General features: G+C 69.6%; 13 protein-coding genes. 10 read left to right on the top strand and 3 right to left on the bottom strand.

Translation table 11 applies throughout. The annotated features are described in order from the left end of the window. The first annotated feature begins 4 nt into the window (after nucleotides 1-4). The 6 genes from WHX56_RS28540 (at nucleotide 5) to WHX56_RS28565 (ending at nucleotide 4512) form a co-directional block, all read left to right on the top strand. Nucleotides 5-1369, top strand: coding sequence for a DUF1501 domain-containing protein (locus WHX56_RS28540; RefSeq protein WP_338879625.1), 1365 nt, complete (start codon nucleotides 5-7; stop codon nucleotides 1367-1369). 281 nt (nucleotides 1370-1650) lie between these two features. Further along, a complete protein-coding gene (locus WHX56_RS28545) occupies nucleotides 1651-2139 on the top strand; it encodes an REP-associated tyrosine transposase (RefSeq protein ID WP_338879626.1) in 489 nt (162 codons plus the stop codon). Between the two features lie 88 nt (nucleotides 2140-2227). Further along, nucleotides 2228-2689, top strand: coding sequence for a GNAT family N-acetyltransferase (locus WHX56_RS28550; RefSeq protein WP_287752556.1), 462 nt, complete (start codon nucleotides 2228-2230; stop codon nucleotides 2687-2689). A gap of 96 nt (nucleotides 2690-2785) precedes the next feature. Beyond that, entirely contained in the window at nucleotides 2786-3154 is a 369-nt protein-coding gene (locus WHX56_RS28555) for a hypothetical protein (RefSeq protein ID WP_338879627.1), read from the top strand. A gap of 28 nt (nucleotides 3155-3182) precedes the next feature. Continuing rightward, nucleotides 3183-3695, top strand: a complete 513-nt coding sequence (locus WHX56_RS28560) for an RNA polymerase sigma factor (protein WP_338879628.1) — start codon at nucleotides 3183-3185, stop codon at nucleotides 3693-3695. 1 nt (nucleotide 3696) lies between these two features. Beyond that, the gene (locus tag WHX56_RS28565; protein WP_338879629.1) at nucleotides 3697-4512 is read left to right on the top strand and encodes an anti-sigma factor; all 816 of its coding nucleotides are present in this window, start codon (nucleotides 3697-3699) and stop codon (nucleotides 4510-4512) included. Between the two features lie 440 nt (nucleotides 4513-4952). Here the strand turns inward: WHX56_RS28565 and WHX56_RS28570 are convergent, their stop codons facing one another. From WHX56_RS28570 to atzF, 3 genes are read right to left on the bottom strand one after another with little or no spacing between them, the layout of a single operon-like run. Continuing rightward, nucleotides 4953-5690, bottom strand: coding sequence for a GntR family transcriptional regulator (locus WHX56_RS28570; RefSeq protein ID WP_287753435.1), 738 nt, complete (start codon nucleotides 5688-5690; stop codon nucleotides 4953-4955). Beyond that, nucleotides 5687-9325: an urea carboxylase gene (uca, locus tag WHX56_RS28575; protein WP_338879630.1), complete on the bottom strand. Its 3639-nt coding sequence runs from the start codon at nucleotides 9323-9325 to the stop codon at nucleotides 5687-5689. Before uca ends, WHX56_RS28570 begins: the two co-directional genes overlap by 4 nt. 25 nt (nucleotides 9326-9350) lie before the next feature. Beyond that, the gene (gene atzF / locus WHX56_RS28580) at nucleotides 9351-11174 is read right to left on the bottom strand and encodes an allophanate hydrolase (protein WP_338879631.1); all 1824 of its coding nucleotides are present in this window, start codon (nucleotides 11172-11174) and stop codon (nucleotides 9351-9353) included. Nucleotides 11175-11532: 358 nt separating this feature from the next. Here atzF and urtA point away from each other — a divergent pair, with 358 nt between their 5' ends. The 4 genes from urtA to urtD are packed head-to-tail and all read left to right on the top strand — an operon-like array spanning nucleotide 11533 to nucleotide 16390. After that, on the top strand, nucleotides 11533-12786 hold the full coding sequence (gene urtA, locus WHX56_RS28585) for an urea ABC transporter substrate-binding protein (protein ID WP_129247066.1): 1254 nt from the start codon (nucleotides 11533-11535) through the stop codon (nucleotides 12784-12786). Between the two features lie 12 nt (nucleotides 12787-12798). Further along, nucleotides 12799-14430 (top strand): urea ABC transporter permease subunit UrtB, encoded by a 1632-nt coding sequence (gene urtB, locus WHX56_RS28590; RefSeq protein ID WP_338879632.1) that lies wholly within the window; start codon nucleotides 12799-12801, stop codon nucleotides 14428-14430. Then, nucleotides 14427-15554: an urea ABC transporter permease subunit UrtC gene (urtC, locus tag WHX56_RS28595; protein WP_129247070.1), complete on the top strand. Its 1128-nt coding sequence runs from the start codon at nucleotides 14427-14429 to the stop codon at nucleotides 15552-15554. The genes urtB and urtC overlap by 4 nt, the downstream gene beginning before the upstream one ends. Beyond that, the gene (gene urtD / locus WHX56_RS28600) at nucleotides 15551-16390 is read left to right on the top strand and encodes an urea ABC transporter ATP-binding protein UrtD (protein ID WP_129247072.1); all 840 of its coding nucleotides are present in this window, start codon (nucleotides 15551-15553) and stop codon (nucleotides 16388-16390) included. Before urtC ends, urtD begins: the two co-directional genes overlap by 4 nt. Nucleotide 16391: the final 1 nt, after the last annotated feature.

Raw genomic sequence — 16391 nt, forward strand, 5'->3', positions numbered from 1 at the left:
AGCGATGAAAGGCACCCGCCGCGAATTCCTGCTGCGCGCCTGCGCGCTGGGCGCATCGGGCGCCGCCGCTCCGCTGGCGCTGAACCTGGCGGCGCTGGGCGCGGCGGCGGCGCAATCCGCGCCGGCGTCCTACAAGGCGCTGGTCTGCGTCTTCCTGTACGGCGGCAACGACCCCTACAACTCCGTGGTTCCCTACGACGCGGCCGCGTACCGGGCCTATGCCCAGGCACGCGGCGACATCGCGCTGCCTCGCGACCCCTTGCAGGCGACCGCGCTGCGCGGCACGGAACCCGCGCCCGGCGGCGCGCAATTCGCGCTGGCGCCGTCGCTGGCGCCGCTCAAGCCGCTCTATGAGCGCGGCGACATGGCCGTGCTGCTGAACATCGGCCCCCTGGTCGTGCCGACGACGAAGGCCGAATACATCGGCGCGCGCGTGCCCTTGCCCCCGAAGCTGTTCTCGCACAACGACCAGCAATCGTACTGGCAGGCGCTGGCCCCCGAAGGCGCGTCCTCGGGCTGGGCCGGCAGGCTCACGGACCTGTACGCCGACGCCAACGCGCAGCGCACGTTCACGGGCATCACCGCGGGCGGCAGCACCGTGCTGCTTGCCGGCCGCCGGGTCGCGGGGTATCGCGTCGGCATCCACGGATCGACGCGCATGGACCTGCTGACCCGCGACCTGTACGGATCCAGCGACTGCACGGCGCTGTTGCGGCAATTGATCACCCAGCCGCGCGAGCACCTGATGGAACGCGAACTGTCGCGCATCGCCGCCCAGTCCATCGACGCCGACACGCAGTTGCGCGCCGCGCTGGCGGACGTGGCGGTGCCCGGAGATTTCGAGTCGCCCCTGGCCCAGCAACTGAAGATCGTCGCCCGCATCATCGGCGCGCGGCAGGCGCTCGGGGCGCGGCGCCAGGTCTTTTTCGTCTCGCAGAACGGCTACGACAACCACGCCGGCCTGAACGACGCCCACCCGGCCCTGCTGCGGGAACTGGGCCAGGCGCTGGCCGCCTTCCAGCAGGCGCTGTCGGCCATGGGCGTGGCCGACCAGGTCACGACCTTCACCGCGTCCGAGTTCGGCCGCACCCTGGGATCCAACGGCAACGGATCCGACCACGGCTGGGGCTCGCACCATTTCGTGCTCGGCGGCGCCGTCAGGGGCGGACGCTATTACGGCCAGCATCCCGAGATCGCGCGGGACGGCCCCGGCTTCGTCGACAACGGCCGCCTGCTGCCCACCCTGGCGGTGGACCAGCTTGGCGCCTCGCTGGGCGGATGGTTCGGCGCCAGCCCCGACGACCTGCGGCTGGTGTTCCCGAACCTGCGGCGCTTCGACGCGAACGCGCTGGCGTTGTTCGAAGCATGAGGGGGGAGTTCTTTGTATTTGGGTGGGGCGTAGGATGGGTGGAGCGCGAGAGTTCTTAAGCAAGAAAACCGCCCTCCAGCGCGCGTAACCCATGCGGCCATGGGCAGACAGTGCCCGGCATCGGCCCAAAAAAACAATCTGCCCACGGCCGCATGGGTTGCGCGCGCTGGAGAGCCGGGTTTTTCTTCCGAGGATCTCGCGCTCCACCCATCCTACGCCCCGCGGTCATCCGCAGTAGATCGATTCGTCACAGCCTGCGCCGCCGGTCCGCTGGAAAGCCTATGCTGGCCTGGATGACTTCCTATAGACGCCTTTACCTGCCGGGCGGCACTTACTTTTTTACCGTGGCCGCGCGCCAACGCGGGACACGGCGCCTCGTCGAACGCGCCGAGCTGCTGAAAGCCTGCATCCGCGCGGAGCAGCGGCTCGCGCCGTTCTCCATTCTGGCCGCCGTCATCATGCCGGACCACCTTCACATGGTCTGGCGGCTACCGGAAGGCGACTGCGACTACCCGAACCGCTGGCGGCGGATCAAGGCCCGGTTCTCGCGCGCGCTGCCGCCGCATCCACCCATCGTGACGCGGCGGGGCCGCGGCGAGCGCGAGATCTGGCAAAGACGGTACTGGGAACATGCCGTCCGCGATGAAGCGGAATTGGCCGCTTGCATCGGCTATGTCCACTCCAACCCGATCAAGCATGGCTATGCGGAACGGCCGGAGGAATGGCCGCATTCCACGTATCTCGCCTGGAGAGAACGCCAACGGCGATGAAGGATCTCTTGGCGAGAGCGGCCCGGCAGTTCTATAAACTGGATTACCGGGCCGGATCCGGCCGGCCCCCTCCACCGCCAACGCCCCCATGACTTCCCCCGCCCTGACGCTACGGCCCGCCACCGACGACGACCTGCCTTTCCTGCTTGCCCTGCGCAAGGCCACCATGACGGAGCACCTGCGGCGCGCGGGCGCGCCGGACGATGACGAGCACCATCTGGCCCGCATCCGCCATCGCTTCGACGATGCCCGGATCGTCTGGGCCGCGGACCAGCCCGCCGGCCTGTTCAAGACCTCCCGCGACGCCGATGCCTGGCGCGTGGTGCAGATCCAGATCGCCCCCGCCTTCCAGGGCCAGGGGCTCGGGCGGCGCCTGCTGGTCGACCTGCTGGAGCAGGCGGACGCCCAGGGCGCAGCCGTCACCCTGAGCGTACTGCGGGGCAATCCCGCCCGCCGGCTCTACGAGTCGCTGGGCTTCACCCCTGTCGAGGAGAAAGGACCTGAAACTGAAATGCGATACGACCCCGGCGCAGTCCGGCCGGCCCGCTGACCCTTTGCAGGTTATTTCGGCCCGCCGGGAATAAACCCGAAGCGGCCGGCGTCTGTAGAGGGCAGTCCCCCACTTCCCCTATCTACGAGGCACACCATGCGCAACCACACCGCCGCAGCCCTGGCCCTTGCCGCCGCCGCCCTGTTCTCGGCCGGCGCCCAAGCACAGGCCGTCAAGACCCAGGACGGCATCCTGGTCAACAGCGCCGGCATGACGCTCTATACCTTCGACAAGGACGCGGGCGGCAAGAGCGCCTGCAATGACCAGTGCGCCAAGATCTGGCCGCCCGTCATGGCCGGCGCCGACGCCAAGCCCATGGGCGACATGACCGTCATCACCCGCGACGACGGCACCAAGCAATGGGCCAGCAAGGGCAAACCGCTGTACACGTACGCCAAGGACGCCAAGGCCGGGGACAAGGCCGGCGACAACTTCAAGGAAGTCTGGCACGTGGCCAAGCCCTGAACCGGCGCAGCACCCGCCGCCGCAAGCCATGCGCGCCGACGACGAAGCCCTGATCCTGGCCTGCATCCCCAGCCTGCGGCGCTATGCCCGCGGGCTGACGGGCGACCCCCACCGGGCCGACGACCTGGTCCAGGACACGCTCGAGCGCGCATGGAGCCGCTATTCGCGCTGGCAGCGGCGCGGAGAACTGCGCGCCTGGATGTTCGGCATCATGCACAACCATTTCATCGACGGAGTGCGCGCCAGCAGCCGGCGGGCGGACCAGACCGCCCCGGGCGAACTGCCCGACGCGCCGGTGCGCGCCACCCAGACCGACCGCCTGGAGGTGCGCGACCTGGACCGCTGCCTGCAAGCCCTGCCCGCCGAGCAGCGGGAAGTCCTGCTGCTGGTGTGCGTGGAGGACCTGTCCTATCAGGAAACCGCCCAGATACTGGACGTGCCGATGGGCACGGTCATGTCGCGCCTGTCGCGCGCCCGCGAAAAGCTGGGCGCGCTGATGCAGGGGCGCGACGCCGTCAACCGGCTCCACCGCGTGAAATGACATGAACGACAAACGCCTCCACCCGGTGCCCGGCGCGGGCACCCCCATTACCGAAGCCGACCTGCATGCCTACGCGGACGGCCAGTTGCCGCCTGCGCGCCACGCCGAGGTCGAGGCCTTTCTCGCCGCGCACCCGCAGGACCAGACCCGGGTGGACGACTGGAAGGAACAGCGGCGCGCGCTGCACGCTTTGCTGGATCCCGTGCTGGACGAGCCGCTGCCGCTGCGCCTGCCCCTGGCGCCGCCCGCGCGCCGCTGGCCCTGGCGCGCGCTGGCCGCCGGCGTGGCGGTCGCCGCCGTCAGCGCCGGCGCGGCCTGGACCGTGCGCGGCGCGATGGACGCCCGCCACTTGCAGACGGTGCTGGCCACCGCCGCCCCGGACCGCGCCGCGGGCGGCTATGCGCAGCGCGCCGCCATCGCGCACGCTGTCTATGCGCCCGACATGGGGCGTCCCGTGGAGGTCGGTGTCGACAACGAGAAAGGCCTGGTGACGTGGCTGACCAAGCGCATGGGCGCGCCCGTGCGCGCGCCGTCGCTGTCGCAGGCCGGCTATGAACTCATGGGCGGACGCCTGCTGCCCGGCGGCGCCGGGCCGGTCGCGCTCTTCATGTACGGCGCGGGTGACGGGCAGCGGCTGACGCTGTACGTCACCCGCGAGGGGACGGGCGAACAGACGGCGTTCCAGTTCACGCAGGAAGGGCCGGTGCGGGTGTTCTACTGGGTCGAAGGGCAATTCGGCTACGCGCTGTCGGGCGCGGTCAGCCGGGAGGAACTGCAACGCGTGTCGCAGGAGGTTTATCGGCAGTTGCAGGGATGAGTCCGCGAACTGCCGCTGTGCAAGTCAGTGTCTGACACCCGTACGAGATGCTGGCCCAGGCGAAGATGGTCTTGCCGGGTGTCAGACACTGGGTTGTGGGTGTCTGACACCCGGGAAGCACCGGGGCAGGATGGAGCGCGTCTCATACGGGTGTCAGACACCTGGCGTATGGGAGCGGCCGGCTGCATAAGTGTCTGACACCCGTACGGAATGCACTGCGTATGACGCTGGCGCCTCGCGGGGTGTCTGACACCCGGCAAGTGTCGGGGCAGGATGGAGCGCATCTCGTACGGGTGTCAGACACCTGGCGTATGGGAGCGGGCCGGCTGCACAAGTGTCTGACACCCGTACGGAATGCACTGCGTATGACGCTGGTGCCTCGCGGGGTGTCTGACACCCGGGAAGCGCCGGGGCAGGATGAAGCCCATCTCGTAGGGGTGTCAGACACCTGGGCCGCCCTTCTCCCGCGCCTCGTGCAGCATGTGCAGCGTGATCCTGCGGACCTCGGCCTTGCTCATTCCGATGTGCGAACGCAGCAGGCGCGCCGCTTCGTCGGCGCGCCGCGCCAGCACCGCGCGCAGGATGGCCGCGTGTTCTTCGTAGGTGGCGTCCACGCGGAAATCCTTGGTGAAGTCCAGGCGCCGCACGATGCGGATCTTCTCGGTCACGTCGCCATGGATCTGCGCCATCTCGGGGTTGCCGGCGGCGGCGACGAGCGAGCAATGAAAAGCCTCGTCCAGCCGCGCCACCAGGCGGCCGTCCAGGATGCGCTGCGCGGGCGGCGCCAGCCACACGTCCGTGAGCGCGCCCAGGATGCCCGCCTCGTCCATGCGCTCGCGGGCGCACAGCTTTTCCACGGCCGCCTGTTCCAGCACCACGCGCACGTCGTACAGCGCCTCGAAACGCTCGAAGTCGAACGGCCGCACCTGCCAGCCGCTGCGCGGCTGCGCCAGCACGAAGCCTTCGCGTTCCAGCCGCGCCAGGCCCAGGCGCACCGGCGTGCGGCTGACGCCCAGCCGCGCCGCCAGGTCGGCTTCGGTGAAGCGTTCGCCCGGCAGCATGCGGAAGTCGAACAGGTCGTCCTTGATGCGCAGATAGACCTGCTCGGCCAGCGAACCGGCCAGGGCCGGCGCCTGCCGGATGCCCGGACCGATCTGCACGGATTCCAGCCGCATCATCCGGCCACCGCGCACGCCGCGTCCTCGGCCAGCACGATCAGGGGATCGCCCGCGTTCACGGGCTTGCCCGGCGTGCAGCGGATGGCGGTGACGGTTCCGGACGCGGGCGCGATGACCGACAGCTCCATTTTCATGGCCTCGACCACCACCAGCGTATCGCCGGCCGAGACGCTCTGCCCCACCTGCACCGGGATCTTCCAGACGTTGCCGCACATGTCGGCGCTGACCAGGCTTTCGCCCTCCCGCAGGGCCGCGGCGGCCTCGGGTTCCGGGGCCGGCGGTTCCGCCGGGGCTTCCTCGGTCTTCCACAGCGCGACCTCGGCGTCGAAAGCGGCCTTCTGGCGCGTCTGGAACGCGGCGATGCTGTCGGCCTGCTCCGCCAGGAAGCGCCGGTGCTCGGCGAAGTCGAACATCTCTTCTTCGATCCGCACGGTGGCTCGGCCTTCGCGGAAGTCCTCGCGCAGCCGGTCCAGCTCGGCCTCGGTGACGGGATAGAAACGCACCTGGTCGAAAAAGCGCAGCAGCCAGGGCTTGCCATCCCGGAACACCGGGTTCTTCAGGAACTTGTTCCAGATCGGCAGCGTGCGTCCGACCAGTTGGTATCCGCCGGGCGAGTCCATGCCGTAGATACACATATAAACGCCGCCGATGCCCACCGTGCCCTCCGCCGTGTGGGTGCGCGCCGGGTTGTACTTGGAGGTCAGCAGACGATGGCGCGGGTCTATCGGCACCGCGCAGGGCGCGCCCAGGTACACGTCGCCCAGGCCCATGATGAGATAGCTGGCGTCGAACACGATGCGGCGGACGTCGCCGCGGCTCGCCAGGCCGTTGATGCGCCGGATGAAATCCACGTTGTTCGGCAGCCACGGCGCGCTGGCGCGCACGGTCTCCTGATAGCGTTGCACCGCGTCCAGCGTGGCCGAGTCCTCGAATGCCATCGGCAGGTAAACGACGCGCGTGGGCACTTTCAGCGTGCTCACGTCGGCCAGGCCCGCCTCTATCTCCAGCAGGCGGGCAATGAGGGCGCCTTGCGCGACGACGCCGCTGTCATAGCGGATCTGCAGCGAGCGCACGCCCGGCGACAGCTCCAGCACGCCCGCGACGGGATCGGCATGCAGCGCCTCCATCAACAAGTGGATGCGCATGCGCAGCGCCAGGTCCAGCACGTTGTCGCCATACTCCAGCAGCAGGTAGCCGTCGCCCGCCTGGCGGTAGGACACCGACGGGCGCGCGCCCTCGGCCGGCAACGCGGCCACGATGGCCTCGGAAGCGGTGGCCGGCGCCGGGGACGGCCCGGTCGCCGCGGGCGCGGCGGCCGCCAGTTCCGCCACGCTGCGGTCCTGCGCCTGCTCCAGCGCCACGGCGCGCGCATAGTCGATGCGCACGAAGCGGATGCGGTCGCCGGGCTTGACCTGGCCGACCTTCCACAGCTCGGCCCGCGCGATGGTCGCCGGGCAGACGAAGCCGCCCAGGCTGGGGCCGTCGCGCGTCAGGATGACGGGGCTGTCGCCCGTGAAATTGATGCTGCCGATGGCGTATTCGCAATCGTGGATATTGGAGGGATGCAAACCCGCCTCGCCGCCGTCCTCGCGCGCCCAGGCGGGCTTGGGGCCGATCAGGCGCACGCCCAGCCGGTTGGAGTTGTAGTGCACTTCCCAGTCGGCGGCGAAGAAGGTCTCCATCGCCTCGGGCCGGAAGAAGTCGGGCGCGCCATGCGGGCCGTACAGCACGCCGATTTCCCAGGTGTTGCCATAGGCGGGAATCAGCTCGGCCGGCGCGGCCCGCGGCGGCGCGACGGCCGGGGCCGCCTCCGCGCCCGGCAGTTCGGGGCGCACCACGGGCAGCATATCGCCCACGCGCAGCGTGCGGCCGGCGTGGCCGCCGAACTGGCCCAACGCGAACGTCGAGCGGCTGCCCAGGTAGACGGGCACGTCCAGTCCGTTGCGCACGGCCAGATAGCTGCGGCAGCCCGACAGCGCGCGGCCGGTGGACAGCACCTGGCCGGACCGCACCGGCACCGGCTGCCACATCGGCATGGGCTCGCCGTCCAGGGTCGCGGCGCAGGCCGCGCCGGTCAACGCCACGATGGCGTCGCCATGGAAGCGCAGGGTGGGCCCCACCAGCGTGGCCTCGATCCCCGCCGCGCTTTCCGCGTTGCCGACGATGCGGTTGGCCAGGCGGAAGGCGTAGTCGTCCATCGGGCCGGACGGCGGCACGCCGATATCCCAGTAGCCGACGCGCCCCGGGTAGTCCTGCACGCTGGTGTAGGTGCCCGCCTCCAGCACCTCGATCGCGGCGGGCCGGTAGGCGAAGCCTTCCAGGAAGCGCGTGGACACCTCGCCGGCGCGGAAACGCGCGTCGGCCACGATCTGCCGCAGATAGTCCAGGTTGGTGGCGATGCCGTGCAGGCGCGTCTTGGCCAGGGCGTCGGACAGCTTGTCGAGCGCGGCCTCGCGCGTATCCGCTCGCACGATCAGCTTGGCCAGCAGAGGATCGTAGAAGGCCGGCACCTCGGTGCCCGTCTCGACCCAGCCGTCCACGCGCACGCCGTCCGGGAACGACACTTCGGTCAGCACGCCCGGCGACGGCTGGAACTGGCGCAGCGGGTCCTCGGCGTACAGGCGCACCTCGATCGACGCGCCCCGCGGCGCGCGCGACAGGGCGGCGACGTCCAGCGGCTCGCCCGCCGCCACCCGCAGCATGCACTCGACCAGGTCCAGGCCGGTGACTTCCTCCGTCACCGGATGCTCGACCTGAAGCCGCGTGTTCACTTCCAGAAAGTAAAAGCTGTCGCGCGCCGGGTCGTAGATGAACTCCACCGTTCCGGCCGAGCGGTAGTTCACCGATGCCCCCAACTGCACGGCCGCCGCGTGCAGCGCCGCGCGCGTGGCGGCGGGCAGCAGCGGCGCTGGGGTTTCCTCGATGACCTTCTGGTTGCGCCGCTGCACCGAGCAGTCGCGCTCGCCCAGCGCCAGGACGCGGCCGGCGCCATCGCCGAAGATCTGCACCTCGACGTGGCGGGCATTGTCCACATAGCGTTCGAGGAACGCGCCGCCGTCGCGGAAGAAATGCTCGCCCATTCGCTGCACGCTATCGAAGGCCACGGTCAGTTCGGCCTCGTTGTCGCAGCGCGACAGGCCGATGCCGCCGCCGCCCGCGGTGCTCTTGAGCATCACCGGATAGCCGATGCGCTCGGCCTGCGACAGGGCTTCGCCCAGGCTGGCCAGCAGGCCGGTGCCGGGCGTCATCGGCACGCCGGCCTGGGCGGCCAGTTCGCGCGAGCGGTGCTTCAGGCCGAATTCGCGGATCTGCAGGGGCGTGGGCCCCACGAACGCGATGCCCGCCGCTTCGCAGGCCTGCGCGAAGTCCGCGCTCTCGGACAAAAAGCCGTAGCCGGGGTAGATCGCCTGCGCGCCGTGCTCGCGCGCGGCGGCCAGCAGCAGGTCCATGCGCAGATAGCTGTCGGCTGCTTTCTCGCCGCCCAGCGCCACGGCCACGTCGGCCTCGCGCACGTGCGCCGCGTTGCGGTCGGGATCGGAATAAACGGCCACGCTGCGGATGCCCAGCCGCTTGAGGCTGCGGATGGCGCGGACGGCGATTTCGCCGCGGTTGGCAATCAGTACGGTATCGAACACGATTCGGCTCCCTGGTGTCTGGGGGTTAGGCGGAGAGGCTGGCCAGATAGGCGCGCCAGCCGCCGAACGCGGTGATGTCGCGCGCGCCGTCCAGGCCGCGCGGCTCGCAGATGAATCCCTTGACCTCGCGGCCGTCCTCCAGCTCCAGCGTGCCGATGCCCAGCGGCGCGGGGATTTCCGCCACGAAGGCGCCGAAGGCCGACAGCGGCACGTCCCAGAGTTCGACCTCGATGGGCGCGCCGGTCCCGGACTTCACCAGGCCGGGCTTGGGCGGCGTGGTGTTGGCCAGCGCGTACAGCCGGTAATCGCCCGCGGTCCGCGTCTTCTCCACGAACACGGCGCGGCGCGAGGTCAACTGGTGGTTCAGCGGCATGCCGGAAAGATGCGCGCCCACGACCGACACGCGCACGGTGTCCCCGGCCGCCTTGGGCGCGGCCCCGGCCGCGGGCAAGGGCGCGCCGGTGGCGCCCAACGGCAGGCCGCGCCGGGCCTGCCATTGGCGACCGAACGCCGCCAGCGCCGCGTCCTGCCACGCCAGGCCGATCAGCGTGATGCCGGAGGGCAGGCCGTCTTCGCGCATGCCGGCCGGCACGGCCAGCGCCGACAGGTCCGCCAGGTTGGCGAAATTGGTATAGATGCCCAGCCGCGAATTCAATTCGACCGGGTCGGCCTGCAATTCGGCGATGGTGTAGATCGACGGCGCGGTCGGCACGACCAGCGCGTCGAAGCCGTCCAGCGACCGGTGGATCCGCCGCGACAACTCCGCGCGGCGGTACTCCGCCTTGAACGCGTCCAGCGCGCTGTAGCGGGCGGCCTGCTCGACGATGCCGCGCACCACCGGGTGCAGGGCGCCGGGCGCCTTGTTCCACAGGGCTTCCACGGCGGCGAAACGCTCGGCCACCCAGGGGCCCGAATAGAGCAAGGCGGCCAGTTCGCCGAAAGGCGCGAAGTCGATCGTCTCCACGCGCGCGCCGTCTTCCCTCAAGGCGCGGACCGCGTCGTCGAAGGCGGCCGCCGCTTGCGCATCGCCGAAGAATTCCAGTTGCGCGGGAATCGCCAGCCGGGGGGCCTCGGGCCAGGGCTGCGCGCCTTCCGCCGGCCGCGCGCGCGAATAGGGATCGCGCTCGTCGTAGCCGCCCGCGATGCCGGCCACGAGTTCGGCGTCGTCCACCGTCAGCGCGAACACCGACACGCAATCCAGCGTGCGGCACGCGGGCACCACGCCGGCCGTGCTGAGCCAGCCCCGGGTCGGCTTCAGGCCGACGATATTGTTGAAGCCCGCCGGCACGCGGCCCGAGCCCGCGGTGTCCGTGCCCAGCGAGAACGCCGCCAGGCCGCGCGCCACCACGGACGCGGAACCGGAACTGGATCCGCCGCTGACGTACTCCGGCCTGAAGGCGTTGGCCACGGCGCCGTGCGGCGAACGCGTGCCCACCAGCCCGGTGGCGAATTGGTCCAGGTTGGTCTTGCCCACCAGGATGGCACCGGCCTCGCGCAGGCGGCGGACGACGGTGGCGTCTTCGTCGGGCACATAGGCGAATTCGGGGCAGGCGGCCGTGGTGGGCCAGCCGGCCGCGTCGATGTTGTCCTTGACGGCGAACGGCACGCCATACAGCGGCAGGCGCGCCAGATCGCCGTCCGCGGCCGCAAGCAGCCCGCTCAGTTCGTCGAGCTGACTGGCCAGCATCGCGCCGTCCACTCGCTTGATCCACGCATTGTCCGGCGGGCCGCCGCGCGCGGCCCACGCGGCCAGCAGCACTTCGGGGGTGGCCCCTTCATCGCGGTAGGCGGCCTGCCACTGCGCAATCGTCCAACCTTCGGGACCCTTCTGCGTTGCTACGGCGTTCATGCTGGAATCCTTTCTTGTATACAAGTACGGATTCCCAAGCAATCGGCGTGCCATGTCGGCCGCGCCCCCGCGTCTCCCTCTCATCGTGCCGCGGCGCGCCGCGCAGGCCCGCGCGCCCGCGCCGCCGGCCGCACCGCTAGCGAGCGGAACGCGCACTCATCTTGTGCATCGGGCACCAGCTTGAACCCGCCGCGCCGCGCTCGCCGGGCGGCCGCGGACCCGCTGCCTATCCCCCTCTCCATATGGCGGACCGTCACCGAACCGCGGTTGGCACGCGTTTTGCTTTGGAGTCCCGGGTTGTCGGGTGTTGTTCAGATCGTTCCCGCCGGTTTCCGGCGCATTCCATTCAGGAGTCATCATGAAACGCAGACTAGCCCTCAAGCAACTGACCGCCGTGAGCCTGCTGGCCATGTCCGGCTGGATGCCGCAGGTGTACGCCGCCGGCGACACCATCAAGGTCGGCATCCTGCATTCCCTGTCGGGCACGATGGCCATTTCGGAAACGTCGCTGAAGGACGTTGCCCTGATGGCCATCGACGAAATCAACGCCAACGGCGGCGTGCTGGGCAAGAAGCTCGAAGCCGTGGTGGTGGACCCCGCGTCGAACTGGCCGCTGTTCGCCGAGAAGTCGCGCCAACTGCTGTCCCAGGACAAAGTGGCCGTTGTCTTCGGCTGCTGGACCTCGGTGTCGCGCAAGTCCGTGCTGCCGGTGTTCAAGGAATTGAACGGCCTGCTCTTCTATCCCGTGCAGTACGAAGGCGAGGAGCTGGAGAAGAACGTGTTCTACACGGGCGCCGCGCCCAACCAGCAGGCCATCCCCGCCGTGGAATACCTGATGAGCGAAGACGGCGGCGGCGCGAAGCGCTTCGTGCTGCTGGGCACCGACTACGTCTACCCGCGCACCACCAACAAGATCCTGCGCGCCTTCCTGCACTCCAAGGGCGTGAAGGACAGCGACATCGACGAGGTCTACACGCCTTTCGGCCATTCCGACTACCAGACCATCGTGGCCAACATCAAGAAGTTCGCCACGGGCGGCAAGACGGCCGTCGTCTCCACCATCAACGGCGACTCCAACGTGCCCTTCTACAAGGAGCTGGGCAATGCCGGCCTGAAGGCCACCGACGTGCCGGTGGTCGCGTTCTCGGTGGGCGAAGAGGAACTGCGCGGCGTGGACACCAAGCCGCTGGTGGGGCACCTGGCCGCGTGGAACTACTTCGAATCGATCAAGAACCCGGTCAACGAGGAGTTCATCAAGAAGTGGAAAGCCTACGCCAAGGCCAAGAACCTGCCCAACGCCGGCACGGTCGTGACCAATGACCCGATGGAAGCCACCTACATCGGCATCCAGATGTGGAAGCAGGCGGTCGAGCAGGCCAAGACCACGGACGTGGACAAAGTGATCGCCAGCATGGGCGGCCAGCAATTCAACGCGCCCGACGGCTACACCATCGAAATGGACAAGACCAACCACCACCTGCACAAACCGGTCTATATCGGCGAGATCAAGGCGGACGGCCAGTTCAACGTGGTGTGGAAGAGCAAGGGCCCGATCCGCGCCCAGCCCTGGAGCCCGTACATCGCGGGCAATGAAAGCAAGCAAGGCCTCTAGTCGGAAACCGCCATGCGCATCGCGGCAATCGCACACTTCCTGCGTCGTATCCTTCTCGCGTGGCTGCTGTCCATGCCGCTGCTGGCCGCCCAGGCGCCAGCGGCCGGCGTGGATCCGGCGCTGCTTGCGCCGCTGGCCGGCGACGATACGGACGCCAAGCTGCGGGCGATTGCCGCGCTGGGCCAACTGCCCGATCCCGGCGCGGCGGCGGTGCTGCAGGCGCTGGGCGACGACCGGCTCTACGCGGCGGCCGACGGCCGCGTGCTGATCGGCGAAGGCGGCGCGCGCGCCACCGATCCCGCGACCGGCGCCGCCGCCGAGCTGCCCGCGGGCGCGGGCACCATCGGCATCAACAACCGCCTGCGCCGCGCCATCGAGGCCGCGCTGGCCGGTTCGCGCCTGTTCTCCGAGCGCCCCAATGAACGCCTGGACGCGGCCCGGCGGCTGCAGCAGACGGGCGACCCCGCCCGCCTGCCGATGCTGGAAAAAGCGCTGGCGGCCGAAAAGAACGAGGCCGTGCGCGACGCGTTGCTCATCGCGCAGGCCAACCTGGAATTGAAAAGCGCCGACCCCGCCAAGCGGCGCCACGCGGTCGAACTGCTGGGCGGCACCCGCAACGCCGCCTTCCGACCCACCCTGGCCGCGCTGACGCAGGAACGCGATGGCGTCCACGCCGAGCCGGACGCCGGCGTGCGCGAGGCCGCGGCCCACGCGCTCACGCAGATCGACCGCCACCTGGCGACGATCGAATGGGCCGGCAATCTTTTCTACGGCATCAGCCTGGGCAGCGTGCTGCTGCTGGCGGCCCTGGGCCTGGCCATCACCTTCGGCCTGATGGGCGTCATCAACATGGCGCACGGCGAACTGCTGATGATCGGCGCCTACGTGACCTACGTGACGCAGTCGCTGTTCCGCGCCTGGCTGCCGGGCTGGATGGACTGGTACGTGCTGGCCGCGCTGCCGCTGGCCTTCGTGGTGACGGCGCTGGTGGGCATGGCGCTGGAGCGCACCGTCATCCGCTGGCTCTATGGCCGGCCGCTGGAAACGCTGCTGGCCACCTGGGGCATCAGCCTGATGCTGATGCAGGGCGTGCGCACGCTGTTCGGCGCGCAGAACGTGGAGGTCGGCAACCCCAGTTGGATGTCCGGCGGCATCACCGTGCTGGACGGCCTGGTGCTGACCTACAACCGCCTCGCGATCATCGGCTTCGCCTTCTTCGTCGTCTTCCTCGTCTGGGCGCTGCTGAACCACACCCGCCTGGGCCTGTTCGTGCGCGCCATCACGCAGAACCGCCGCATGGCCGATTGCGTGGGCGTGCCCACCGGCCGCGTCGACATGCTGGCGTTCGGGCTGGGGTCCGGCATCGCCGGGCTGGCGGGCGTGGCGCTGTCCCAGCTAGGCAACGTCGGGCCGGACCTGGGCCGCGCCTACATCGTGGATTCGTTCATGGTGGTGGTGCTGGGCGGCGTGGGCCAACTGGCCGGCACCGTCATCGCCGCGCTGGGCCTGGGTGGCGTCAACAAATTCCTCGAACCCTACGCCGGAGCCGTCATGGCCAAGATCACCATCCTGGCGCTCATCGTGCTGTTCGTCCAAAAGCGGCCGCAAGGCCTGTTCGCCCCCCGCGGCCGGAGCGCCGAATGAAACAGACCGCGCTGACCGATCCCTCCCTCCTGGCGCGCCGCCCGCTGTTCTCGGGCCGAGCGTGGGCGGCGCTGGCCGCGGCGGCGGCCGCGCTGGCCCTGCTGCCGCTGCTCAACCTGGCGTTCCCGCCGGGCCACGCGCTGCACGTGTCCGCCTACGCCGTCGCCCTGCTGGGCAAGTTCATGTGCTACGCCATGGCCGCGCTGGCGCTGGACCTGGTCTGGGGCTATGCCGGCATCCTGTCGCTGGGCCACGGCCTGTTCTTCGCGCTGGGCGGCTATGCGCACGGCATGTACCTGATGCGCGCCATCGGCCGCGACGGCGTCTACCAGAGCGACCTGCCCGACTTCATGGTGTTCCTGGACTGGAAGTCCTACCCCTGGTACTGGTCCTTCACCGAACACTTCTGGTACGCCATGCTGCTGGTCGTGCTGGTGCCGGGCGCGCTGGCTTTCGTGTTCGGCTACTTCGCCTTCCGTTCGCGCATCAAGGGCGTCTACTTCTCCATCATCACGCAGGCGCTGACCTTCGCCGCGATGCTGCTGTTCTTCCGCAACGACACCGGCTTCGGCGGCAACAACGGCTTCACCGATTTCAAGCGCATCCTGGGTTTCGACATCACCGCGCCCGGCACGCGCGCGGCGCTGTACTGGATCACGCTGGCCGCGCTGGCGGGCGCGCTGGTGCTGGCGCGCGCGGTCACGCAGAGCAAACTGGGCCGGGTCCTGACCGCCGTGCGCGACGCCGAGAGCCGCGTGCGCTTCATCGGCTACGACCCGCTGGGCTTCAAGCTGTTCGTCTGGACGCTGTCGGCCGTCCTGTGCGGCATCGCGGGCGCGCTCTACGTGCCGCAGGTCGGCATCATCAACCCCAGCGAGATGTCCACCGAAACCTCCATCGAAATGGTGATCTGGGTCGCCACCGGCGGGCGCGGCACGCTGGTCGGCCCCATCATCGGCGCGGGCGCCGTGAACGGCCTGAAGACCTGGTTCACCAGCGTGCTGCCGGAATTCTGGCTGTACGCGCTGGGCCTCATCTTCGTGCTGGTGACGCTGTTCCTGCCCGCCGGCATCGTCGGCCTGGCCCGCCGGCTGGCCGCCCGATACCAGGAGAGCAAGGCATGACGAGCACGCACATCGAATCGGCCGCGCTGGACGGCGGCCCCAGCGGCGAAGCCGGCTACGGCCGCGTCAGCCCCGGCGGGCTGGACACCAGCCACGGCGCCATCCTCTACCTGGAAAGCATCACGGTCAGCTTCGACGGTTTCAAGGCCCTGAACGACCTGACGCTGGACATAGGCGTGGGCGAACTGCGCTGCATCATCGGCCCCAACGGCGCGGGCAAGACCACGATGATGGACGTGATCACGGGCAAGACGCGCCCCACTTCGGGCACCGCCTACTTCGGGCAGAGCATCGACCTGACCTTGCTGAACGAAGCGCAGATCGCGCATGCCGGCATCGGCCGGAAGTTCCAGCGCCCCACGGTGTTCGAGCAGCACACCGTCTTCGAGAACCTGGAGCTTGCGATGAAAACGGACAAGCGCGTGCGCCCCACCCTGTTTGCGCGCCTGACCGGCGAGCAGGCGGACCGGATAGGCGAAACGCTGGACCTGATCCGGCTGCGGCCCGCGGCGGCGCTGCCGGCCGGGCTGCTGTCGCATGGCCAGAAGCAGTGGCTGGAGATCGGCATGCTGCTGATGCAGGAGCCGCGGCTGTTGCTGCTGGACGAACCGGTAGCCGGCATGACCGACGCCGAGACCGAACGCACCGGCGAACTGCTGAACGAACTGCGCGGGCGCCATTCGCTGATGGTGGTGGAGCACGACATGGACTTCGTGAACCAGATCGCGGGCGACGGCAAGGTCACCGTGCTGCACGAAGGCTCGGTGCTGGCCGAGGGGCCGATGAGCAAGGTCCAGGCCGATCCGCGCGTCATCGAAGTCTATCTGGGGCGCTGAC

This window comes from Achromobacter veterisilvae, assembly GCF_037619525.1.
Lineage (GTDB): Bacteria > Pseudomonadota > Gammaproteobacteria > Burkholderiales > Burkholderiaceae_B > Achromobacter > Achromobacter veterisilvae.